The sequence below is a fragment of the Citrobacter sp. S46_ASV_140 genome, assembly GCF_018919545.1.
GTDB lineage: Bacteria > Pseudomonadota > Gammaproteobacteria > Enterobacterales > Enterobacteriaceae > Citrobacter > Citrobacter braakii.
Genome location: NZ_JAHLRC010000010.1, coordinates 1 through 23,689 on the forward strand (window position 1 = coordinate 1; position 23,689 = coordinate 23,689).

Genomic DNA, 23,689 nt, shown 5'->3' on the forward strand with positions numbered 1-23,689 from the left:
ATTTTTGCTCAAGGGCAAATAGTGAAAAATAAAAAGCGCAGGATTTGACCATAAAAAAGCAGCCTGCAGGCTAATGCTGGTCACTTAAGGATTGATTAGCTGCAAAGGTATTTTTTATTAAAGCGAAACGGATTGAACTGAAAGTCAGCGTACTGAAGCGATCCGAAGGAAGACGACATAAGGCGAATGGATCACGAAGTGACGATTTTTCCTGCCGGAAGCCTGGGTGGCAAGGGAGACGGTGAGCCTCCCTTGCCCGTTACGGGAATGAGGGGTTCAGAGAAACAATGAATATACGGTGAACGGAACCCTTTGCCATTGTTAAAAATTCTCTGTTACCACAGGTTCCTTTTCTTAATGACGATGCCCGTGACCGCCGCGCCCACGACCGCGATGGTCGTCACGGTCATTCCAGCCTTCTCGATAGCCGCGTTCATAAGCTTTGCGTTTATCCCAGCCACGATGGTAGCCGTTGTCATGACGCCACCAGCGGTTTTTGCGCCACTCATAGTTATGGTGCCAGTAATCCCGGTCGCGCCAGCGGCCGCCATCCCAGTAGTTACCGTAATTATCGCGATCGCCAATTTGCAATTTTATTGATGGCAGCAGGGTGATTTCGCCAGCGTTCGCGGCCAGCGGTGTAAAAGCCATTAAGACTGCCGCCAGAATCAGTGACCTGAACATGTTTTCTCTCCTTCACGATCGAGCCGTAGCCGGCCTGTTAACGTAATATTACGGGGCAGTAAAGCCCCGTTTCATCGCCACAACTCTTAAATCGCAAGTGAGAGCACTTTTTGTTAATAAATGTGTCTTTATTTCAACCGACTCAGAATGGCATCAATCTCCGCGCACTCTTCAGGCGTAAAGTGACGGTTTGCCAGCATGCCGACGGCATCTTCAATTTGCGCCGGTTTACTGGCACCAATCAGCACAGACGTAACTTTGTCTTCCCGGAGAACCCACGCGAGCGCCATCTGAGACAGCTTTTGTCCCCGTCGCTCTGCCAGTGCGTTCAGCGCTCGAACTTTTTCCAGTTTTTGTGGGGTGATCTGGTCCGGATTCAGAAAACGGCTGGTGCTTGCGGCGCGAGAATCCGCAGGAATACCGTTCAGATAGCGGTCGGTTAACTGCCCGCCAGCCAGCGGTGAGAAGGCGATACTACCGACGCCTTTTTCCTGTAAAAGCGACAGCAGGCTCTCTTCGACCCAACGCTCAAACATAGAATATTTGGGCTGATGAATAAGGCATGGCGTACCTAAATCGTCCAGTATTTCAATCGCTTGCCTGGCAAGTTCAGCCGGATAGTTAGAGAGGCCTACGTACAGCGCTTTGCCCTGACGGACGATATGATCCAGCGCGCGCATGGTTTCTCTGAGCGGTGTTTCAGGGTCGGGGCGATGGTGGTAGAAGATATCGACATACTCCAGCCCCAGACGCTTCAGGCTTTGATCGAGGCTGGCAATCAGGTATTTGCGTGAACCCCAGTCCCCGTAAGGGCCTTCCCACATGGTGTAACCCGCTTTGGTGGAGATGATCAGCTCATCTCGCCACGGTAAAAAATCTTCCTGCAGGATGCGACCAAAATTTCGCTCCGCTGAACCCGGCGGTGGACCATAGTTATTCGCCAGATCAAAATGGGTGATCCCCAGATCGAATGCACGCTGTAACAGCGCCCGACTGTTCTCGACCTGCGTGGTATCACCAAAATTGTGCCACAACCCCAGTGATACAATCGGGAGCTTGAGGCCGCTCTGACCGCAGCGGCGGTACTCCATTGTCTGATAACGATTTTCAGCAGCCTGATAAGCCATATAGCCTCCTGTCAGATAAGGTGTGACTTTGAGTGTATACGTTTACACAAGGCCAGCTGCAATTAAATTTAGGGATGAAAACTGTACATCTTGCTTTCCACCCCCTTCACAGCGACTTTCCTGGACAGTCATCACAGTTCTTCGATACTCAACATGAGGTTACCGTCAGAAGGAAAGCTGTCATGCAAACCCCGTATTCCGTTGCTGATTATCTGCTGGACAGGCTGGCAGGCTGTGGTGTTGGCCATCTCTTTGGTGTGCCTGGCGATTATAATTTGCAGTTTCTTGATCACGTGATTGAACATCCCAGCGTACGTTGGGTCGGGTGTGCGAACGAGTTGAATGCGGCTTATGCTGCGGATGGCTATGCCCGGGTATCCGGGGTGGGGGCGCTGCTCACCACGTTTGGCGTGGGTGAGTTAAGCGCGATTAACGGTATCGCGGGAAGTTATGCGGAATATGTTCCTGTTTTGCATATTGTTGGCGCGCCCTGTCGCGGTGCCCAACGTCGTGGGGAGTTGATGCATCACACCCTTGGGGACGGTGATTTTCAGCATTTTTATCGTATGCAGCAGGCGGTGACGACGGCCAGCGCAGTGCTGGATGAACAAAACGCCTGTTATGAAATTGACCGCGTGCTGCGAACAATGCTCATCGAACGCAGACCGGGCTATCTGATGTTACCTGCTGATGTGGCAAAACAGCGGACCACGCCGCCGAATGACATCCTGATTGTTCCTCTGAGCGAGCCAGAAAGCAGCGTGGCAGAAGCGTTTCGCTACCATGCCCGCGAGCGGTTACTGGACAGCCCGCGCGTAGCGCTTCTGGCAGACGTTCTCGCGCAACGCTTTGGCCTGCAGCCGGTATTGCAACGCTGGATGGCGGAAACGCCGATGGCCCACGCCACGTTGTTGATGGGCAAAGGGCTATTCGATGAGCGCCATCCGGCGTTTGTCGGCACCTACAGCGCTGGAGCCAGCAGCGACTATGTACGTCAGGCGATAGAAGATGCCGACACGATAGTGTGTGTTGGCACACAATTTGTTGACACTTTGACCGCCGGGTTTACGCAACAGTTACCACAGGAGCGCACGATTGAGGTGCAGCCACATGCCTCACGGATTGGAAACCGTTGGTTTAACGTCCCGATGGAGCAGGCGGTAACCACCTTGCGGGAGCTGTGTCTGGAGATGTCCTTTTCACTGCCGCCAGAACGCCCGCCAGTTAGGCGTATTCAGGTTGAGAAGGGACCTTTGACGCAGGAAAATTTCTGGCATACGGTGCAGCAATATCTGGCGCCCAATGACATTATCCTCGTCGACCAGGGGACCGCTGCATTTGGCGCGGCTGCGCTCATGCTACCCGGTGGAGCGGAGGTGCTGGTTCAGCCGCTGTGGGGGTCTATCGGCTACGCGCTCCCGGCTGCATTTGGCGCGCAAACCGCCTGCCCGGACCGCCGGGTGATCCTGATTATTGGCGATGGTGCGGCGCAGCTCACCATTCAGGAACTGGGCTCTATGCTCAGAGACGGGCAATCTCCCGTAATTTTGCTGCTAAATAATGACGGCTATACCGTGGAGCGGGCTATACATGGGGCAAATCAGCGCTATAACGATATCGCCGCCTGGAACTGGACGCAGGTGCCGCAGGCGTTTCGTCGTGAATGTCAGGCGGAGTGCTGGCGTGTGGAGCAGGCGGTACAACTGGAAGAAGTGCTGGCCCGTTTGTCCCATCCGCAACGATTGTCGTTAATTGAGGTGGTACTACCGAAAGCCGATCTTCCTGAGCTATTGCGCACGGTGACCCGTGCGCTGGAAACGCGTAACGGAGGCTAACTACTTATCGGTACGCTCGGCGATCATCATCGGTTTGCCCGCCAGCAGCAGCCAGGCGGGCAGCATGACGATGCACAGGAGCGGCAGCAGGGTGGAATCTGGCACCACCACTGCTGCCATAAACAGGCTCAGCCAGGCGTCACGGGTGACGACCAGCACCAGTCCAAGAATCGCGCAGGAGACGGTAATGGCCGCTGGCACCGCTTCAACGTGGGCGTGCAGCATCAGGCCAAGCGCGACCCCAACGAATACTGCCGGGAAAATTCGCCCGCCGCGAAAACCACTCGCAGCTGCAACCACTAATGCCGCCAATTTGATCACGGCGAGCATGAAATAATCCGATGCTCCCAGCGTCTGGCTAAATGCCATTTGCTGCATTTCGTCCAGACCTTTAAACAAGGTAAGCGGTCCGCCGATAACGCCTAAAATGCCGAGGATTAAGCCGCCTGCCCCAAGAATCAGGACCGGGTGTTTCAATCGATGCATTAAATGGTGTAAACGCGGCAGACACCAGACAGCCACCATCCCGGCGGCAATGGCGATGGCGGCAACGACCGCACCGCTGAGGATATCGATCACGTGCATCTGCGTGTAGTGCGCGATGGGCAGTGAAAAATGGGGGTGAAAAAACAGACTGGTGGTCAGCGAGCCCGCGGCGGCGGCCATTAACGGTGCAAACAGGCGATCCCATAAGGGAACATTGTCCGAGCTATTCAGCGTTTGTGAAAAGACCAGCGCGGCGGCAACGGGGGTGCCAAATAGCGCGCCGATGGTGCCGGCAGAGGCGAGGATGGTCCAGTCCAGCTTAGCAATGCGGGGAAACATACGGCTGCCGAGCGCCACAGCCAGTGCGATATTCACGGTCATGATCGGGTGTTCCGGACCCAAACTGACGCCACCCGCCAGGCCGAGGATGAGCGCTGCCAGCAGGCCCGGAATTGCTGAGGTGGGGACCGGCATTCCAATTAACGGCTCACAGGCAGGATCCGGTCCCGCGTGACCCTGGCTGTAGCGAATAACTAACCCGACCATAATCCCCGTGAGCGTCAGCATGCCGATAATCCACAGCGGAGAGTCCTGGGCAATACCGATGCTAACGGGCAGGCGTTCCCACAAAAATTGCTGTAAAACGGACGCCACTTTCATCACAACGATCAACACCAGGCTGGAGGCAATACCAATAATTAGCGCAGGAGTTGATAGCAAGAGCATCGTTCTGGCTCGTGGATGAAGCATATTCTATTCCTTAAAACAGAGTCATAGACATAGTTTGCACAGCCTGCGCAACCGCATCGCTGCAAATGGTGCTGAAACGATAAAGTAATTATGTGATCTGGATCGATTTTCCACGGGCATCAGCCTTCAGGGCGTTGTTGTTATGCCCCCATGAATTTACAGTGTGGCAAAGATTTATTCTGACTTTAGCGGAGCAGTGGAAGAATGACAAAATATGCTTTAGTAGGTGATGTTGGCGGCACCAACGCGCGTCTTGCTCTGTGCGACATTGCCAGCGGCGAGATTTCGCAGGCAAAAACCTATTCCGGGCTGGATTACCCAAGCCTCGAGGCGGTAGTACGCGTATACCTGGATGAGCATAGCGTCAGCGTTGAGGATGGTTGTATTGCCATTGCCTGTCCGATAACCGGTGACTGGGTGGCAATGACCAACCATACCTGGGCATTCTCTATTGCTGAGATGAAAAAAAATCTGGGCTTCAGCCATCTGGAAATCATCAATGATTTCACCGCCGTGTCGATGGCGATCCCGATGCTGAAGAAAGAGCATTTGATCCAGTTTGGCGGTGCGGAACCTGTTGAAGGCAAGCCGATTGCTGTCTATGGCGCAGGTACCGGACTCGGTGTGGCGCATTTGGTGCATATAGATAAACGCTGGGTGAGCCTGCCCGGTGAAGGCGGTCACGTGGATTTTGCGCCTAACAGCGAAGAAGAAGGGATTATCCTTGAGGTCCTGCGTGCGGAAATTGGTCACGTTTCCGCAGAGCGTGTACTGTCAGGTCCGGGGCTGGTTAATCTGTATCGCGCCATCGTCAAATCAGACGGGCGCCTGCCGGAAAATCTGCAGCCGAAGGATATCACCGGGCGTGCGCTGGCTGATTCCTGTATCGACTGTCGTCGCGCGCTGTCGCTGTTCTGCGTCATCATGGGGCGTTTTGGCGGCGATCTGGCGTTAACGCTGGGCACGTTTGGCGGTGTGTACATCGCTGGCGGCATCGTACCGCGCTTCCTCGACTTCTTTAAAGCTTCGGGTTTCCGTGGTGGTTTTGAAGATAAGGGGCGTTTTAAAGCCTACGTACAGGATATTCCGGTATATCTGATCGTGCATGATAACCCGGGCCTGCTTGGTTCCGGTGCGCATCTGCGCCAGACGCTGGGCCATATTTTGTAAGACCAACGCCGGACGGTGCACAGCGCTTATCCGGCTTACATATATCCCGCAAACCGCGTTTATTACGCGGTTTTTTTATTCCTGCCGCCCGCCTTTCCGACCTTCGTCACATTTCCGAATGGCGGGATTATTTGTCCAGTAAAAGCATTATTTGTCTGATAACGGTCGTTACTTTCCCCGGACCATAATTTCACTCGTTAACTATTACGAGGAAATGATTATGAGCAAAAAACTGATTGCCGTTTGCGCGTGCCCAATGGGGCTGGCCCATACCTTTATGGCGGCTCAGGCGCTGGAAGAAGCCGCGGTTGAAGCGGGTTATGAAGTGAAAATTGAAACCCAGGGTGCGGACGGAATTCAAAATCGCCTGACGGCGCAGGATATCGCAGAGGCAACGTTGATCATCCATTCTGTTGCCGTTACTCCGGAAGATAACGAGCGTTTTGAGTCGCGTGACGTCTACGAAATTACGTTACAGGACGCGATAAAAAATGCAGCCGGCATCATCAAAGAGATCGAAGAGATGGTTGCCGCTGAACAACAATAATCATCGACAGGGAATTACGTATGGCCATTAAAAAACGCAGTGCAACCGTTGTGCCTGGCGCATCTGGTGCGGCAGCGGCAATAAAAAATCCACCGGCCTCCCGCAATAGCTTCTGGGGCGAACTTCCGCAGCATGTGATGTCGGGTATTTCGCGCATGGTACCGACGTTAATTATGGGCGGGGTAATTCTCGCCTTCTCGCAACTGATCGCCTATAGCTGGCTCGATATACCTGCTGACACCGGCATCATGGATGCACTGAACAGCGGAAAATTCAGCGGTTTTAATCTCTCATTACTGAAGTTTGCCTGGCTGTCGCAATCTTTTGGCGGCGTGCTGTTTGGTTTTGCTATTCCGATGTTTGCCGCGTTTGTCGCCAACTCTATCGGCGGTAAGCTGGCGTTTCCGGCGGGGTTCATTGGTGGACTGATGTCTACTCAGCCCACACAGATACTGAATTTTGACCCAGCGACGCTGCAATGGGCAACCAGTGCCCCCGTCCCGTCAACCTTTATTGGCGCGCTGATTATCTCGATTGTCGCCGGGTATCTGGTGAAGTGGATGAACCAAAAAATCCAGTTGCCTGATTTCCTGCTGGCATTCAAAACCACCTTTTTACTGCCCATTCTTTCCGCGATCTTCGTCATGTTGGCGATGTATTACGTGATAACGCCGTTTGGCGGGTGGATCAACGGCGGAATTCGTTCTCTGCTGACGGCGGCTGGAGAGAAAGGCACGCTGATGTACGCGATGGGGATTTCTGCGGCAACGGCGATTGACCTCGGCGGTCCGATTAATAAAGCCGCAGGATTTGTCGCCTTCAGCTTTACTACCGATCACGTTCTGCCAGTAACCGCACGCTCTATTGCCATCGTGATTCCTCCAATTGGCCTCGGGTTGGCTACGCTTCTCGACCGACGCTTAACCGGCAAACGCCTGTTCAGCGCACAGCTCTACCCGCAAGGGAAAACGGCAATGTTCCTCGCGTTTATGGGCATCAGCGAAGGGGCGATCCCGTTCGTACTGGAAAGCCCCATCACGGCAATTCCATCCTATATGGTTGGCGCTATTGTCGGATCGACGGCTGCCGTCTGGCTGGGGGCGGTGCAGTGGTTCCCGGAATCGGCCATCTGGGCATGGCCGCTGGTCACTAACCTCGGCGTCTATATGGCGGGGATCCTGTTAGGTGCGGTGATTACGGCGCTGATGGTGGTGTTCCTGCGCAACATGATGTACCGCAAAGGCAAATTGCTGATTGAAAGCCTCTGATTAGAAGGATTGTGACCATGAGCTTACTTGCCTCGCTGCGTGACTGGCTAACGGCGCAACATCTCGATGCGATGCTGCTGTCATCGCGGCAGAATAAACAGCCGCATATGGGGATCTCCAGCGGTTCAGGGTTTGTGTTTATCAGCCATCAAAGCGCGCATATTCTGGTCGACGCCCGTTACTACACCGATGTTGCTACGCGTACTCAGGGCTATCAGATCCATCTACTTGATGGCGCGCAGACGCTGTATTCACGGGTGAATCACATTATTGCTGACGAAAAGCTGCAGACGGTGGGATTTGAAGGCGAGCAGGTAAGCTGGAATACGGTGAATGGATGGTCGGGCAAACTGCGTGCCCGACTAGTGAGTGCCGTGCCGGATGTGCTCCGGCAGGTAAAAACGGCGCAGGAGATAGCCTGCATTCGCGAAGCCTGCCGGATAGCTGACCTTAGTGCTGAACATATTCGCCGCTTTATTCAACCTGGGCTCAGTGAGCGCGAAATCGCCGCTGAACTGGAGTGGTACATGCGCACGCTCGGTGCAGACAAACCCTCTTTTGACACCATTGTCGCCAGCGGCTGGCGCGGCGCGCTGCCGCACGGTAAAGCCAGCGACAAGCGTGTCGAGGCGGGTGAGTTCATCACGCTGGATTTTGGTGCGCAGTATCAGGGCTATTGTTCGGATATGACGAGAACCTTTCGCATCCCAGACGCAAACCAGCCAGCGCAAGAAAGCCCGCTGTTTTCCGTGTATCAGATTGTCCTGGCGGCGCAGCGGGCGGCGGTGGCAGCAATTCGACCAGGTCGGCGTTGCCATGAGGTTGACGCCGCAGCCAAGCAGGTCATTACGCAGGCGGGCTATGGTGATGAGTTTGGTCACAATACCGGACACGCTATCGGCATTGAGGTGCATGAAAATCCCCGTTTTTCCCCCACCGACGCGACGCTTCTGGCGGCTGGCATGCTGCTCACCGTTGAGCCGGGTATTTATCTGCCGGGGCAGGGAGGCGTGCGTATTGAGGACGTGGTGCTGGTTACGCCAGACGGCGGCGAGGTGCTCTACACCATGGCGAAGACTTTGTTACACACGGGAGAAGCGTAATGGACTTATCGCTACTGAAGGCGCTGAGTGAGGCGGACGCGATCGCCTCTTCAGAACAGGAAGTGCGGCAGATCCTGCTTGAAGAGGCGGATCGTCTGCATAAAGAGGTGCGCTTTGACGGCCTGGGATCGGTGCTGATCCGTCTGAATGAATCAACCGGTCCGAAGGTAATGATCTGCGCGCATATGGATGAAGTGGGATTTATCGTGCGCAGTATTTCCAGCGAAGGAGCGATCGATGTATTGCCGGTGGGAAATGTGCGTATGGCGGCCAGGCAATTGCAGCCGGTGCGGATCACTACCCGTGAAGAGAGCAAAATTCCCGGTCTGCTCGACGGAGAGCGCAGCGGTAATGACGTCAGTGCGCTGCAGGTGGACATTGGCGCGCGGTCTTATGACGAGGTACTTCAGGCCGGCGTACGCCCTGGCGATCGCGTCACATTTGACACGACGTTTCAGGTTTTGCCGCACCAGCGAGTCATGGGCAAAGCCTTTGATGATCGACTTGGATGTTATTTGCTGGTGGCGCTGCTGCGCGAATGGCATAACGCCATTCTCCCATGTGAGGTCTGGCTGGTGGCCAGTTCCAGTGAAGAAGTGGGACTGCGCGGAGGACAAACAGCAGCACGTGCGGTCGCCCCGGATGTGGCGATCGTGCTGGATACCGCCTGCTGGGCCAAAAACTTTGATCATGGTGCGGCCAACCATCGGCAGATTGGTAATGGCCCGATGCTGGTGTTAAGCGATAAATCGCTGATTGCCTCGCCAAAGCTGACCGCGTGGGTTGAAAGCGTGGCCACCGATGCGGGTATTACCCTGCAGCTTGACATGTTCAGTAACGGCGGCACTGACGGCGGGGCGGTGCACGTAAGCGGCACGGGGATCCCCACGGTTGTCATGGGGCCAGCTACGCGGCATGGACACTGCGCGGCGTCGATTGCCGACTGCCGTGACATCATCCAGACGCAGCAGTTGTTGTCGGCTCTTCTTTCACATCTTACGTGCGAAACCGTGGTTCATCTGACGGATTTCAGGTGCTGATTTCGCGCTAAACAGGAGTTGTTATGCTAACGATTCAATTTCTTTGCCCGTTACCCAATGGCCTGCATGCGCGTCCGGCGTGGGAGCTGAAAGAGCAATGCAGCCAGTGGCAAAGTGAGGTGATATTTCTTAACCATCGCCAGAACGCCAGGGCAGATGCGAAAAGTTCGCTGGCGCTGATTGGCACCGGGACGCTGTTTAATGACAGTTGTAGCTTAACCATCACCGGTCGCGATGAAGAACAGGCCCGGCGAGCACTGGAGGAGTACCTCCTGCACCGGTTTATTGACAGCGACAGCGTTCAGCCGACGCTGGCGGAACTGGCGGCACATCCGTTGCCGCGTTCGCTGATTCGCCTCAACCCAGACCTTCTTTATGGCACCGTACTGGCAGGGGGCGTAGGGGCGGGTTCGCTCACGCTTTGGCAGAGCGATAATCTGGAAAGCTATCGCGCAATTGCGCCGAGTGCGGAAGACAATACCCGGCTGGAGCATAGTCTGGCGACGCTTGCCGAACAGCTCAATCAGCAACTGCGCGAGCGTGAGGGTGAGAGTAAAACCATCCTCAGCGCCCATCTGTCTCTGATTCAGGACGACGAGTTTGCCGGGAATATTCGTCGCTTAATGCGGGAGCAGCATCTGGGGTTAGGGGCGGCGATTATCGCCAATATGGAGCAGGTGTGCGACAAGCTGTCGGCCTCCGGTAGCGATTACCTGCGCGAGCGCGTTAGCGATATCCGTGATATCAGCGAACAGCTGCTGCACATCACCTGGCCTGAAAGACGTCCGCGCAATGCGCTGGTGCTGAATAAGCCGACGATTCTGGTCGCTGAGGATTTGACGCCCAGCCAGTTTTTAAGCCTCAATTTGCAGCATCTGTCAGGCATGATCCTGGAGAAAACAGGGCGCACCTCGCACACCCTGATCCTCGCTCGCGCGTCGGCTATACCGGTGCTTAGCGGCTTGCCGCTGGAGGCCATTAGCCGCTATGCAGGCCAGCATGCGGTACTGGATGCCCGCTGTGGGGTACTGGCCATCAATCCAGACGATGCGGTTCGCGGTTATTACGCGATTGCGCAGAAGCTGGCCGATGAATGCCAGCGGCGGCAGGCGCTGGATGCCGCCCAGCCCGCGCTGACCAAAGATAATCAGCGTATTGACGTTGCAGCGAATATCGGTACCGCGCTGGAAGCGCCGGGGGCGTTTGCCAATGGCGCGGAAGGGATTGGGCTGTTTCGTACTGAAATGCTGTTTATGGACCGCGACAGCGCTCCCGACGAGCAGGAACAGTTTGAAGCCTACCAGCAGGTCTTATTGGCCGCGGGCGACAAGCCGGTAATCTTTCGCACCATGGATATTGGGGGGGATAAAAATATCCGTTACCTCAATATTCCGCAGGAAGAGAATCCGTTCCTGGGCTACCGCGCGGTGCGAATTTATCCAGAGTTTGCCGGGCTGTTTCGCACGCAGCTGCGCGCCATCTTACGTGCGGCAACCTTCGGCAATGCGCAGCTGATGATCCCAATGGTGCACAGCCTTGACCAGATTTTGTGGGTAAAAAGCGAACTGCAAAAAGCGCTGGTGGCACTGAAAGCCGACGGTTTACGCCATGCTCCGACAATTTCATTGGGGATTATGGTTGAAGTGCCGTCGGTGTGTTACATCATCGACCATTTCTGCGATGAGGTGGATTTCTTCAGTATTGGTTCAAACGACATGACCCAGTACCTGTACGCCGTCGATCGTAATAACCCGCGCGTTTCGCCGTTGTACAACCCGATTACGCCGTCGTTCCTGCGAATGTTGCAGCAGATTGTCCGCGTGGCGCACGAACGTGGTAAATGGGTGGGCATTTGCGGCGAACTGGGGGGCGAAGGACGCTATTTACCGCTGCTGCTGGGCTTAGGACTCGACGAGCTGAGCATGAGCAGTCCACGTATTCCGGCGGTGAAAAGTCAGCTTCGTCAACTGGAGGGCCAGGCATGCCGTGAACTCGCCATACGGGCCTGTGAGTGCCGTAGCGCTCAAGAGATAGAAGATCTGCTCAACCAGTTTGCACCGCAGAAAGACGTGCGTCCGCTGCTGGCGCGGGAGAACATCTTTGTTGGTGAATCTCTGAGTAACAAAGAGCAGGTGATTCAGTTTCTGTGCGGCAATCTTGGTGTTAATGGGCGAACTGAACATCCGTTTGAGCTGGAGGAAGATATCTGGCAGCGCGAAGAGATAGTCACCACTGCTGTCGGTTTTGGTGTGGCTATTCCGCACACTAAGTCCCAGTGGATCCGCCATTCCAGCATCAGTATTGCCCGGCTTGCTCATCCCGTTGACTGGCAGTCAGAGATGGGCGAAGTGGAACTGGTTATCATGCTGACGCTGGGAGCTGATGAAGGCATTAACCACGTGAAGGTCTTCTCGCAGCTGGCGCGTAAGCTGGTGAACAAGCCGTTCCGCCAGTCGTTGTTTGCCGCTGAAAATGCCGACAGTATTCTCGCGTTGCTGGAGGCGGAACTGACGTTTTAAGCTTCATTGAAAGAGCGCTCTCCAGCCTGCGACGATCTGGTTGCAGGCTGGATGAACGCGACCGGAAAGCGACATCATCAATGTGGCGCGTTTGGCACCGGCAGTTTCCCGGCTCTTAAGAGCGTCATTTCTTGCTTACAGAGCAGAACCACCGCCTGGCGAGCTTTAACACGGCGGGAGGTAAGGGCTCTTTTCACGGTCTGACGATCCGCACCTGATTCCAGCATCTGAAAACACATCAGGGAGAGTGCACGTCTGTTTTTCATCGCATATTCACTTTATTGAGTAAGCCTGCAGGGGGAGCTACATGCCGTTATTTTACAACGATGCAAACGGATATTACTAACCTGTTGGTGTTGTCTCACTTAACGTGCTGACTGAAAACGTACGCTGTACTCTCCCGGCGTCAGGCCAAACTGACGCCGGAACAGGCGGCAGAAATAATTACTGTCCTGATAACCGCACCGCTGTGCGACTTCGCTAATCGACAGATGGTATTTCTGTAAGATGATGCGCGCCTTCGCCATTCTGACCCACCGCAGGTACTCGACGAATCCCATGGTGCCGTGCTGGGCAAACACTTTTGACAGGTGGTTGGGCGTGATATTAAAAAACTGCGCTACGCTTTCCCGGGTCAGCGGTTGGGCATAGTTATCCTGCACCCAGTTACACATACTGTGATAGAGAAATTCAGCGCGCGGACGCTCTGTGTCAGGGCGGGTATTCACCACGCTACGACACAGATGCAGCAGGCTAAGCACCAGCGGCTGAATAATATCCTGGGCCAGAGGAGAGCGGCTTAAATGGGTTAATGCGGTGAGCATCGCCTCGCCTTCGCCGCGCTGCGGATGTGGTAACTCAATACGGCGGATCGGACGTAACAGCGATGCCGTTCGATTATCGTAAAAAGAGAGCCCCAGCCAGGCCGGAGAAAACACCAGACTCAGTAGCATCACGGGTTTATCGCTACCGGGCAAATTCGCTGCTTTCGCCGGGATAAACAGCATGTCGCCTTCTGGCAGGCTATGCTGCTGTTTTTCCAGTTGATTACTGTATTCGCCACGCAGCACGATATCGAGGCGCGGAAGGTCAATACACAAACTGCCGGACGGTAACGTGCTGGGCTGGGGCGCGAACCACACGCGGCCAAGACGCTGCGGGTTCAATACCAGGCCGCTGAACAGATCGGCGAAAAACTGTTGGTCTGCGGGTAGGCCTGGCTCTTTCATCGCTCTTTCTCTGCGCTATAAGTGCATTAACTGCCTGAACTCTTTCACTTTACTCCGACTCACCGGGATTTCAAATTCCAGATCTTTTAAGCGCAAAATGTAGGTGTTGTTAAACCAGGGTTCGATCTCGCGGATTTTATTCAGATTCACACAGAACGAGCGGTGGCAGCGGAAGAAATGCGAAGCAGGCAATTTGCTGCAAAATTCAGTGATGTTCATTGGCATCACATACGATTCGCGCCGGGTGTAGACAAACGTCATCTTTTCATGGGCTTCTGCGTAGTAGATGTCGTTGATCGGGGTCACGATGATCCGCTCATCTTTGATCAGATTGATCGTATCGTTTTCGCGGGTCACCGGACTGGCAGGCGAGGTTCCCGTTTGCTGTTGCTGCCAGGCTGCTTCCAGCTTTTGCAGCATGCCGACGATGCGTGATTCCTGATACGGCTTCAGGATGTAGTCAAAGGCCTCCAGTTCAAAGGCTTCAACAGCGTGCTCTTTCCACGCGGTAATAAAGACAATAAAGGGCTTGTGCGCGAACTGGCTGATGTTTTGCGCCAACAGGACGCCATCCAGCGAGGGAATATTGATATCCAGAAAAATGGCGTCAACGCGGTTGTGCTGGAGGTATTTCAGCACGTCCAGACCGTCGTCAAATGTGCCGACAATCTCCATCTGGCTGTGCTCTTTTATCAGCCAGCTAAGTTCCTGTTGGGCCAGGAATTCATCTTCAACAATGATGACTTTCACGACTTCACTCCTGGTTAAAGCAACAATGTGGCCGGTGCGGCTGCGGGCGAGTGCTGATTAGGCACATAAAAGGCAATCTCTGTGCCTGGCTCCAGACGGCGGATATGGAGGCCCTCGCCGTAGAGCAGCTTAACGCGATGATGCACATTTAACAGACCAATTTTATTGCCCGGCATTTCATTGGATTCGACCCGTTCAATCACTTTTGGATCGATACCGTGGCCCGTATCCCGCACGGCAATCCGTACCCGATTACCGCACTCCGCAACGCTGATGGTGACCACCCCTTTTCCTTTGCAGGGCTGAATCCCATGGACGATAGCGTTCTCTACCAGCGGCTGAATCAGCAGGCTGGGAATATAACAGCTTACCTCTTCATCGATATCATAAATAACCGTCAGCTTGTCGCCAAAACGGGCCTGTTCGATGGCGATGTAATCCTTGATTTGATACAGCTCTTTTTTGATGTCGATCTGCTCATCGTCTTTTAATTCAATATTATAGCGAAGATAGCGCGATAAATTAAAAATTAGCTGGCGCGCAGTGTCTGGATTCAGCCGCACCGACGATGAAATTGCGTTCAGGGCGTTAAACAGGAAATGGGGATTTATTTTACTTTGTAGCGCACGCAGCTCTGCCTTATTTGCCATTTCGCGTAGCTGCTCCGCCCGGGAGACTTCCAGCTGAGTCGAGATAATTTGCGACAGGCCGATGGCCATTTCTTGTAGTGAGGAGGTTATCTGGTGGGCGTGACAGTAGTAGATTTTTAGCGTACCGGTGACAACACCTTTCTCCCAAAGCGGAATCACCAGCATGGAGTGTATTTCCGGCGTACGGTGCGCTTCATCATTGTTTTTAATGATGATTTTTCCGTAATTGATCGCCTGTTGCGTAGTCGGACTGACGAAATCATCATTATCGCGGTAGTTAAGTTCACCCACGCCAACGTAGGCCAGCACGTGCTGGGTGTTGGTAATAGCGACGGCATCAGCATGGATATCATGGCGAATAATTTCGCACACCTGGCGAAGCGATTCGCTATTGACCTGGCGAAAAAGCGGCAGAGTTTTGTTGGCGATATCCAGAGCCAGCTTAGCCTGCTTCGCGGCGCTGGCTTCTTTCTCGCCTTCCACGCTTTGCACCAGCATGACGATAAAACCAATGCAGACACTACCCAGAATCATTGGGATGCCGATTTTCGAAACGATATCCAGCCCCAGTTCGGTGGTGGGCGCCCAGGCGACGACGAGGATCATGGTCAGAGATTCGCACAGCATTCCGCCTAAAATACCCGCACGCCAGTGTTGCGCTTTGGGGATCCTACGGTTGATCCAGCCAGCAATGCAGCCTGCCAGAATGCTGGTGATAAAGCAGGGCAGGGCGGTTACGCCGCCGATGTCGATCAGGTAGCGGTGGGTGCCCGCGATCAGGCCTGTAATGATACCGACCCAGGGACCGAACAGAATTCCCCCTGACATGACGGCGATAATACGTACGTTAACCAGTGAGCCTTCAACCGGTACGCCGGACCAGGTACTGAACAGGGCAAACATTGAGAAAATCGCGGTAACGGCGAGCAGCTCTTTCGGGGAGTGGGCTGACTTGTGCAACAGTTCGCGAAACAGGCGGATACGAATCAGGAAAAACAGACAGAACAGCATCAGCGCTGCCCGGTCGAATACCGCCAGCAGCATATTGAATATTTCGTGCACGGGTGACTCTTGCGCAAGGGTTAAACCTCTATGATAGGTAACCTGAGGCTGGATGACCAGCACCCGCGCAGCCTGTAGCTAATGGGGAAAAACCTTAATATTAAAAGGGGATTGTTGCATGATTGTTGTATTTACAATGCCTGTCCTGTCAACAGAGCGCACAAAGTAATATGTTTAACAATAAAATGTTAAATGGTGGTAATTTTAAGTGGAGTGTGAAAAATTTTATTTCCTCATTTTTTCTGGCTATTCCTCTTTTACCTCAATAAAAAATATTTTGTTTTGCCTCTCGACAGAAGGAAATTATTCAGGCTATTTTCTAAACGTGCCACCATCGTGGCAGCGTCGCTCGGACGGTCCGGGCGCTAACGTTAATCTGAGGATATTATGGCTGACTCCCGCCCTGAACGTCGCTTTACGCGTATTGATCGCCTTCCCCCTTACGTTTTTAACATTACTGCTGAACTGAAGATGGCTGCGCGTCGGCGCGGCGAAGATATTATCGATTTCAGCATGGGGAACCCGGATGGGGCCACGCCTCCTCACATTGTCGAAAAACTCTGTACCGTGGCGCAGCGCCCGGATACGCACGGTTACTCCACCTCGCGCGGCATTCCGCGTCTGCGTCGGGCGATTTCCCGTTGGTACCAGGAACGCTATGACGTTGAGATCGATCCGGAATCCGAAGCGATTGTGACGATTGGCTCGAAAGAAGGATTGGCGCACCTGATGCTGGCCACGCTGGATCACGGCGATACGGTCCTCGTACCGAACCCGAGCTATCCGATCCATATTTATGGCGCGGTGATTGCCGGCGCGCAGGTACGTTCAGTGCCGCTGGTCGAAGGGGTCGATTTCTTTAATGAGCTGGAGCGCGCGATTCGCGAAAGCTACCCGAAACCGAAGATGATGATCTTAGGTTTTCCTTCCAACCCGACTGCGCAGTGCGTCGAGCTGGAGTTCTTCGAAAAAGTTGTGGCCCTGGCTAAACGCTATGACGTGCTGGTGGTTCATGACCTGGCTTATGCCGATATCGTCTACGATGGCTGGAAAGCGCCGTCGATTATGGAGGTACCGGGCGCTCGCGATGTCGCGGTGGAGTTTTTCACCCTATCGAAAAGCTACAACATGGCGGGCTGGCGTATCGGTTTTATGGTAGGTAACAAAACGCTGGTGAACGCGCTGGCTCGAATTAAGAGCTATCACGATTACGGAACATTTACTCCGTTGCAGGTTGCAGCAATCGCCGCGCTGGAAGGCGATCAGCAGTGCGTGCGGGATATTGCTGAGCAATATAAACGTCGTCGAGATGTGCTGGTTAAGGGGCTGCATGAAGCCGGGTGGATGGTCGAGATGCCCAAGGCCTCGATGTACGTTTGGGCGAAAATCCCAGAGCAATACGCCGCGATGGGCTCACTTGAATTTGCCAAGAAACTGCTGAACGAGGCGAAGGTATGCGTTTCGCCGGGGATTGGTTTTGGTGATTATGGTGATACGCACGTGCGCTTTGCGTTAATTGAAAACCGCGACCGTACCCGCCAGGCGATCCGTGGCATCAAAGCAATGTTCCGCGCCGATGGCTTACTGCCTGCCAGTGCAAAATCGGCCACTGAAAGTACCGACTAACAACACGTTTTCCCAAAAGCAAACAGGAGCCATCAGGCTCCTGTTTTTTTTGCTGCGTCTTTTAATTTAGATCATCAGGGCGAAAGTACCGGCCCAAACGATGACCATAAAAGAAATGCCCATAAAGAAATATTTCACTTTTCATCTCTCCGCGTACCTGAGGTACGTCTAAATGAACATATGCTAACCTGACAGAGAGCTGATGCACGCGTAAACGAAATGGAGAATTCCCTTCGTTTGCTTGTCTGCATCACCTCAGAATTCTGAGCTTTTATGCTCCAGACGGCGCTAATGTACGCCTAAAAATGAGGTGAGACAAGAGGCATTTTTTTATTTAATTTTAATAACTTACAAGTGTCGTGATTCGGCGACAGTTTAATTTCTATCGGTAATAAATTGCTATTGAGCGACGGAATGTTTACTCGGAGAATTCTCATATCTCCATGATGTTAATGCGGTTAATTTTTCGCGGAATGAGATTATGAAAAGGTTAAAAATGACCAGATTAATGATGTTAGCACTCGTTCTTACGCCAGTGACGTCGATGGCGGCCTCGCCGATGGCATTCAATTTCAGCTGCGCAAGTATTGGTGGTGTGAATAGTGATGGTAAAGGCAATATCTGGATTGATGGCACTAAGGCGACGGTAAAGGCCTTCAATGAAAATTACTGGGAAGCAAAAAGCGGTAACAATACCGTGTCTATCTCCCGTAAAGATGACGGGAATCCGGACGTTTCCTGGACCAGGCCTAATCGTAAGCACGGGATTTGCCTGCCTGAAGACAATATCGACTTTTCAGGGGCAAAGAAATCGACCAGCAACGGGCCTTCTTTTTCCTGTTCTGCGGTAGCAAAGGGCAGTATCGAGGAGGTTATCTGTCAAAGTCCTTCGCTCTCAGCCATGGATTTGGCATTGAACGGGGCCTACAAGCAGGCGCTGGTTAAATCGAGTAATAACCCGACGCTCAAAGCAGAGCAACGCGGCTGGGTGAAAGGGCGTAACGAATGCTGGAAAGAGCAGGATAAGCCAGCGTGTATAGCCCGTAACTACAATGAGCGAATGGCTGAATTACAGAACAAGTGGGGCGTGAAGTAATTCAGCCGCAGAAAAAAAGAAAGGCCTTTCGGCCTTTCTTTTTAGATGTACAACGAGGCTTCACCCATCGGGCGAGTTTTGAAGCGACGGTGGATCCAGAGATACTGCTCGGGCGCGCGCATGATCTCTTTTTCGATAATTTTGTTCATATACGCCGCTGCCTGGCTTTCATCTGTTGGATAACCTTCCATTTCTGGAGTGATGAACAGGCGGTAACCGGAGTTATCTGCTTTTCTTACCATGGTTACGGTCAGCATCGCTGCGCCCGATAACCGTGACAGCACGTAAGTACCGTTGGTGGTCGCGACGTTTTTGACTGCGAAGAAGGGGGCGAATGAACTCCCTTTACGACCGTAGTCCTGATCGGGGGCAAACCATACCGCTTCCCCTTTTTTCAGGGCGCCGACAATACCGCGCAGATTATTTCTGCCGATCATGGCCTTGTTGGAGCGCATACGACCGCGGGTTTGGATCCACTCCATCAACTTATTATTGTGCGGGCGATAGGTTGCCATCATCGGTTGGCAAAGTCCCATTACGCGACCACCCAACTCGAGTGACATAAAGTGTACGCCTACCACCATCACGCCACGGTTTTGCATCTGTGCGCGTTTCAGGTTGTCCAGCCCTTCTACATCAAACCATTTGCGTACCCGGCGATCCGGCCAGAACCAGGCCATACCCGTTTCAAGCAGGGCCATGCCGAGTGAACGGAAGTTCTCATCGACCAGTTTGTCTCTTTCTTCTTGCGACAGATTTGGGAAACAGAGTTCGAGATTTTTATGAGCAATAGATTCACGGCGCTTTAAAAATGGACGAGCCAGCGTGCCTGTACGGGTACCAAGAAAACACAATACCGGATAGGGAAGCTGTACCAGTAACCAGAGCACACCGACGCCAAACCATGTGAGCCAGTAGCGCGGATGCAAAAACGCGCGTGAAAATTTACATTGGGGGAACATAAGCACCTGTTGTTGATACGAAATAGGTGTATCGCGAAGATTCTTTAGTCTGCCGCTTTACAGTCTGTACTGATCGTTAGGCCGCCATGAACGACATTGGTTCCTGTAAAGAGTGTAAAACTGAGTCAGGACAAAACCAGGAAGGGGCATGAATGATCGGACGCTCAATGTACACCCGAATATTAATGTCAGCCAGAAATAATTACTCAAGATTCGTAAATGTTTTTACGGCGATTAAGGTCAAAAATGAGTCGATATATAATGTGCTGTTTTTATGACGATTAAATAAACGGCTGTCGAATAAATTAGTAGTCAGCGATTGAGTGATTTTTGTAACGAAAATGTTGCTTAAATTGCGAACCATTGGGAATTGTCTTAGAATATAAACTCAAGGGAGTGTAAGGACTTACGTAAATTTTTACGGCAAACAGGAGGTATCGCTATGTTCTATTTTTGGATCTTTCTCGCGTTGAGCATTCTGAGCGTCAGTTGCTATATCTGGCAGGTTATGGGGGCTGCGGCGTCAATAAGTGCTTTTATCGGCATGGCCATACTCACGGCATTAATTTACGTTTTTACTATGCAGTTGACCAATGGTAACGAGATGGTTACCGGATTATTCCTTTTTCTTGCCCCAGCATGCGGTTTGATCATCCGCTTTATGGTGGGTTACGGTAAGCAATAAATTATCACGCTGAGCTATTTATTCTTTATCTGAATGTATTGAAGTGCCAGCATCGCTGGCACTTTTTGCGAGACTGAAATCGGCTACCGGGCATCAGCCAACTGGAGTGACGCTTCCTCTTGCTGAGCGTTTTTCCGCTGTTGTTCGAGCTCCAGCGCGCCGCGATGGGAGAGGTAGCAGAACAGGATGCAGCAGACAATCCCGCCCATCAACAGATAGAAGCCGCCATGCCATCCCATTTTATCGACCATCACGCCAAACAGGCTGGTTCCCAGCGATGCGCCAAAAATGTAGCTCATGAATCCGCGTAACCCTACCGCAGAACCTACTGCGAAGCTGGGGACGATTTCCATGGTCTGCACGGAGGCCAGGAACTGCGGAACATAAATCAGGCAACCCACGATGGCGGCAAAAATAGTGACCATCAGCAGCGATTCACTTTTCCAGTAACCGATCAGGCAGACGAAAATCAGCGCCATACAGATCATGGCCAGCGGCATGCGACGGCCTTTAAACAGTTTATCGGTGAGCCAACCCGCCAGTAATGTGGAAGGAATTGCCGCCCATTCGAAAAACAGAAAAGCTATGCTCATTTGCTCTTTCGAGAAATGTTTTTCGGTTAATAAATAAATTGGCAGCCAGCTAATCATACCAAAACGCACCATATAGACAAAGACGTCTACCAGTGAAACATACCAGGCATTCTTATTACGCAATACATAGGTGCAGAAGATCTGGAAGGCACTCATATTTTCTGGCGCCTGGACAGCGTGTCGGGAATTTAATACGACTTTTTCTTCCGGCATCATTTGTTCCAGAGCCGGTAAACCCTCCTGGCGTGGTGAACCTTTCCCCAGCATCAGCACAATAAAAGCAAACAGTACGGCAACACAGGCCGGAACAATATAGCTGGCGCTTTGCCAGTGTTCGCTCCCCAAAATGGCAAACGCGGCGCCAACAATCGGGGCGACAATACCACCGCCAACGTTGTGTGAGATATTCCAGAATGCGCCAACGCGTCCACGTTCTTTACGTGGAAACCAGTTAGCGATGGTAATAAATGAAGGGCCAACGCCCATCCCCTGAAACAAACCGTTGAAAACGACCAACGCGGCGAATATCCAGAATCCGGTACTGAACCCCAGGCCTACGTTGACGATAGCGCACAGGATCAGGCCGCATGCCATGAAGACTTTCGGGCTGGCCTTGTCTGCCAGACTGCTCATAATGCCTTTACTGATCCCATAGGCAATAAGCATGCAGCTGCTGAGTAAACCAATCTGCGTAGCGCTGAGATCCAGGTGCTCCTTCAGATATGGAGTCGAAAGCGTGAAGTTATTGCGCACAATATAGTACGCAAGATAGCCAAGAAATACGCTGAGTAATGCCTGAATGCGATATCGGCCATAAGTTGCCTGGACTTTCTCCGCCGGGACTTTATTCGCCGCTGGTCCTGCCTTAAATATTGATAACATATCATCACCTAATTTTTTATTGATGTGAATATCAGGATTTTTCGCAGTGAAGAGTGAAATAGACGGCGAAGAAACTCAAGTTGATGAAATGTGTCACTATTGACTCAATTTTCGGGCGGCGTGGCAGATTTTGACACTTTTTTAATAATGGATTTTCAATTCTATTCTTTCACGGGCATTTTTATCATCGGCGTGTGCGGATATTAACAAATTCAGGCTGCATTTTCGGGTATTCTTTACTGATGTCGTCACTTTCCGTTTGGTTATTCTACGAATAACCTTATTCTTCCCCCCAGCGGTGATAAACGGGTAAGTTTTGTCTCAATATTATTTTTTGTACATGTTGGTATTTATGAACGGGATCACAAACAGACTGTTGGGCCGGGGGCGTTTTTGGGCATTCTTGCTCTGTTTTATGTCGCTGTCGGCGAGCTGCCAGGTCCTGGGTAAAGAGCTGGTGATGGCGACCACCTTTTCCCCAGGGGCCACGGCCTGGATTATCCAGCGCTGGCAGACGGAGCCAGGGTCAGTGATGATTCGCACGTTAAACCGGACCAGCGGTTCGCTGGAACAGTTGCTGGATACTGCGAATGCGGAAAACGTCGATCTGATTTTGACCTCATCACCCATGCTGTTGCAGCATCTTCAGGAACACCAGAAGCTGGCACCTTTCGATAATGCGCTGCCTGAAAGCCAGCGGCTGGTGCCAGACTCGATTCGCTCGACCTCCGTGGCTGTGGCGATATCAGGGTTTGGCCTGTTGATTAATCGTTCTGCGCTGGCGGCGCGGCATCTTCCGCCGCCTGCCGACTGGGGGGATTTAACGCAGCCTAAATATCAGAACGCGCTGTTGATGAGTAGCCCGTCGCGTTCCGATACCAATCACCTGATGGTTGAGTCGCTGCTGCAACAGAAAGGGTGGGAAGAGGGCTGGGCGACGCTGTTGGCCAGCGCCGGTAATCTGGTAACGATTTCATCACGCAGTTTTGGCGTGGCCGACAAAATTAAGAGCGGTTTGGGCGTAGCGGGGCCGGTCATTGATAACTATGCCAACCTGTTGCTTAACGATCCGCACCTTACTTTTACCTATTTCCCTCGCTCGGCGGTGTCACCCACCTATGTTGCCGTACTCAATAATAGCCAGCACCCCAACGAAGCGCGTCGCTTTATCCGCTATCTGTTAAGCCCGGAAGGACAGCGGATCCTTGCGGATGCGAACACGGGGAAATATCCGGTCACGCAGCTCGCGCCTGATAACCCACGCGCCGCTCAGCAGGCTATTTTGATGAGCCAGCCCGCGCTTAATTATCGGCTGATCCTTAAGCGGCAACAGTTGGTGCAGCGGATGTTTGATACCGCCATCAGTTTTCGACTCGCGCAGCTGAAAGATGCCTGGCGGGCGCTATACAGTGCGGAAGCGCGCCTGAAACGCCCGCTACCCGAAATCAGAGCATTACTGACCAGCGTCCCGATAGACGCCAGAAGTAGTGAAGATGAGGCCTGGCTTGCGCAATTTGAGAATAAAAGCGTAGCCGAACAGCAGATGATGGAGTGGCAGCTCTGGTTTCTTAAAAATCAGCGTCAGGCGATATCCAAACTGGAAGAGTTAAAATGAAAGGTGGTTC

21 protein-coding genes are annotated in these 23,689 nt (G+C 52.8%); 11 read left to right on the plus strand and 10 right to left on the minus strand.

The features are described from left to right. Nucleotides 1-354: 354 nt before the first annotated feature. Both ypeC and mgrA read right to left on the minus strand, forming a co-directional pair. Nucleotides 355-684 carry a DUF2502 domain-containing protein YpeC gene (gene ypeC / locus KQJ19_RS04915; protein WP_016153906.1) on the minus strand — a complete coding sequence of 110 codons (330 nt, stop codon included), beginning with the start codon at nucleotides 682-684 and terminating at the stop codon, nucleotides 355-357. A gap of 128 nt (nucleotides 685-812) precedes the next feature. Then, nucleotides 813-1,811, minus strand: coding sequence for an L-glyceraldehyde 3-phosphate reductase (gene mgrA, locus KQJ19_RS04920; RefSeq protein WP_016153905.1), 999 nt, complete (start codon nucleotides 1,809-1,811; stop codon nucleotides 813-815). Between the two features lie 182 nt (nucleotides 1,812-1,993). Here mgrA and KQJ19_RS04925 point away from each other — a divergent pair, with 182 nt between their 5' ends. Beyond that, a complete protein-coding gene (locus KQJ19_RS04925; RefSeq protein ID WP_046275538.1) occupies nucleotides 1,994-3,646 on the plus strand; it encodes a thiamine pyrophosphate-binding protein in 1,653 nt (550 codons plus the stop codon). On the opposite strand, the gene KQJ19_RS04930 is transcribed toward KQJ19_RS04925, so the two are convergent. Continuing rightward, nucleotides 3,647-4,882 (minus strand): ion channel protein, encoded by a 1,236-nt coding sequence (locus KQJ19_RS04930; protein WP_053389666.1) that lies wholly within the window; start codon nucleotides 4,880-4,882, stop codon nucleotides 3,647-3,649. A 204-nt stretch (nucleotides 4,883-5,086) separates the two neighbouring features. On the opposite strand from KQJ19_RS04930, the gene glk reads away from it, so the two are divergent. The 6 genes from glk (at nucleotide 5,087) to ptsP (ending at nucleotide 12,529) form a co-directional block, all read left to right on the plus strand. Next, entirely contained in the window at nucleotides 5,087-6,052 is a 966-nt protein-coding gene (gene glk / locus KQJ19_RS04935; protein ID WP_216403392.1) for a glucokinase, read from the plus strand. Between the two features lie 220 nt (nucleotides 6,053-6,272). Beyond that, nucleotides 6,273-6,599, plus strand: a complete 327-nt coding sequence (locus KQJ19_RS04940) for a fructose PTS transporter subunit IIB (RefSeq protein WP_003028254.1) — start codon at nucleotides 6,273-6,275, stop codon at nucleotides 6,597-6,599. Nucleotides 6,600-6,619: 20 nt separating this feature from the next. Then, complete coding sequence (locus KQJ19_RS04945) at nucleotides 6,620-7,867, plus strand: PTS fructose transporter subunit IIC (protein ID WP_216403393.1); 1,248 nt, start codon at nucleotides 6,620-6,622, stop codon at nucleotides 7,865-7,867. A 17-nt stretch (nucleotides 7,868-7,884) separates the two neighbouring features. Further along, entirely contained in the window at nucleotides 7,885-8,970 is a 1,086-nt protein-coding gene (ypdF, locus tag KQJ19_RS04950; RefSeq protein ID WP_216403394.1) for an aminopeptidase, read from the plus strand. After that, nucleotides 8,970-10,010, plus strand: coding sequence for an aminopeptidase (gene ypdE, locus KQJ19_RS04955; protein ID WP_080859861.1), 1,041 nt, complete (start codon nucleotides 8,970-8,972; stop codon nucleotides 10,008-10,010). Before ypdF ends, ypdE begins: the two co-directional genes overlap by 1 nt. A 23-nt stretch (nucleotides 10,011-10,033) precedes the next feature. Then, nucleotides 10,034-12,529 (plus strand): phosphoenolpyruvate--protein phosphotransferase, encoded by a 2,496-nt coding sequence (ptsP, locus tag KQJ19_RS04960; RefSeq protein WP_216403395.1) that lies wholly within the window; start codon nucleotides 10,034-10,036, stop codon nucleotides 12,527-12,529. Between the two features lie 77 nt (nucleotides 12,530-12,606). Here the strand turns inward: ptsP and KQJ19_RS04965 are convergent, their stop codons facing one another. The 4 genes from KQJ19_RS04965 to KQJ19_RS04980 form a co-directional block, all read right to left on the minus strand. Then, nucleotides 12,607-12,795, minus strand: coding sequence for a hypothetical protein (locus tag KQJ19_RS04965; RefSeq protein WP_032931709.1), 189 nt, complete (start codon nucleotides 12,793-12,795; stop codon nucleotides 12,607-12,609). 99 nt (nucleotides 12,796-12,894) lie between these two features. Continuing rightward, on the minus strand, nucleotides 12,895-13,758 hold the full coding sequence (locus KQJ19_RS04970) for an AraC family transcriptional regulator (protein ID WP_216403396.1): 864 nt from the start codon (nucleotides 13,756-13,758) through the stop codon (nucleotides 12,895-12,897). A 15-nt stretch (nucleotides 13,759-13,773) separates the two neighbouring features. Then, on the minus strand, nucleotides 13,774-14,508 hold the full coding sequence (gene ypdB, locus KQJ19_RS04975; protein WP_016153896.1) for a two-component system response regulator YpdB: 735 nt from the start codon (nucleotides 14,506-14,508) through the stop codon (nucleotides 13,774-13,776). Between the two features lie 14 nt (nucleotides 14,509-14,522). Beyond that, nucleotides 14,523-16,220 carry a sensor histidine kinase gene (locus KQJ19_RS04980; RefSeq protein ID WP_029139619.1) on the minus strand — a complete coding sequence of 566 codons (1,698 nt, stop codon included), beginning with the start codon at nucleotides 16,218-16,220 and terminating at the stop codon, nucleotides 14,523-14,525. A gap of 387 nt (nucleotides 16,221-16,607) precedes the next feature. Here KQJ19_RS04980 and alaC point away from each other — a divergent pair, with 387 nt between their 5' ends. Continuing rightward, nucleotides 16,608-17,846, plus strand: a complete 1,239-nt coding sequence (gene alaC, locus KQJ19_RS04985) for an alanine transaminase (RefSeq protein WP_016153894.1) — start codon at nucleotides 16,608-16,610, stop codon at nucleotides 17,844-17,846. A 66-nt stretch (nucleotides 17,847-17,912) separates the two neighbouring features. Here the strand turns inward: alaC and ypdK are convergent, their stop codons facing one another. Next, entirely contained in the window at nucleotides 17,913-17,984 is a 72-nt protein-coding gene (gene ypdK / locus KQJ19_RS04990) for a membrane protein YpdK (protein ID WP_010723117.1), read from the minus strand. Between the two features lie 343 nt (nucleotides 17,985-18,327). On the opposite strand from ypdK, the gene KQJ19_RS04995 reads away from it, so the two are divergent. Then, a complete protein-coding gene (locus tag KQJ19_RS04995) occupies nucleotides 18,328-18,942 on the plus strand; it encodes a lysozyme inhibitor LprI family protein (protein WP_216403397.1) in 615 nt (204 codons plus the stop codon). A 41-nt stretch (nucleotides 18,943-18,983) separates the two neighbouring features. Here the strand turns inward: KQJ19_RS04995 and lpxP are convergent, their stop codons facing one another. Further along, a complete protein-coding gene (gene lpxP / locus KQJ19_RS05000) occupies nucleotides 18,984-19,904 on the minus strand; it encodes a kdo(2)-lipid IV(A) palmitoleoyltransferase (protein ID WP_016157070.1) in 921 nt (306 codons plus the stop codon). A gap of 442 nt (nucleotides 19,905-20,346) precedes the next feature. Between lpxP and KQJ19_RS05005 the strand changes: the two genes are divergently transcribed. Continuing rightward, nucleotides 20,347-20,589, plus strand: a complete 243-nt coding sequence (locus tag KQJ19_RS05005) for a DUF2545 family protein (protein WP_016153891.1) — start codon at nucleotides 20,347-20,349, stop codon at nucleotides 20,587-20,589. Nucleotides 20,590-20,672: 83 nt separating this feature from the next. Here the strand turns inward: KQJ19_RS05005 and pgtP are convergent, their stop codons facing one another. Then, nucleotides 20,673-22,064 (minus strand): phosphoglycerate transporter PgtP, encoded by a 1,392-nt coding sequence (gene pgtP, locus KQJ19_RS05010; RefSeq protein ID WP_016153890.1) that lies wholly within the window; start codon nucleotides 22,062-22,064, stop codon nucleotides 20,673-20,675. Between the two features lie 415 nt (nucleotides 22,065-22,479). On the opposite strand from pgtP, the gene pgtC reads away from it, so the two are divergent. Continuing rightward, complete coding sequence (gene pgtC / locus KQJ19_RS05015; RefSeq protein ID WP_200103853.1) at nucleotides 22,480-23,679, plus strand: phosphoglycerate transport regulator PgtC; 1,200 nt, start codon at nucleotides 22,480-22,482, stop codon at nucleotides 23,677-23,679. Nucleotides 23,680-23,689: the final 10 nt, after the last annotated feature.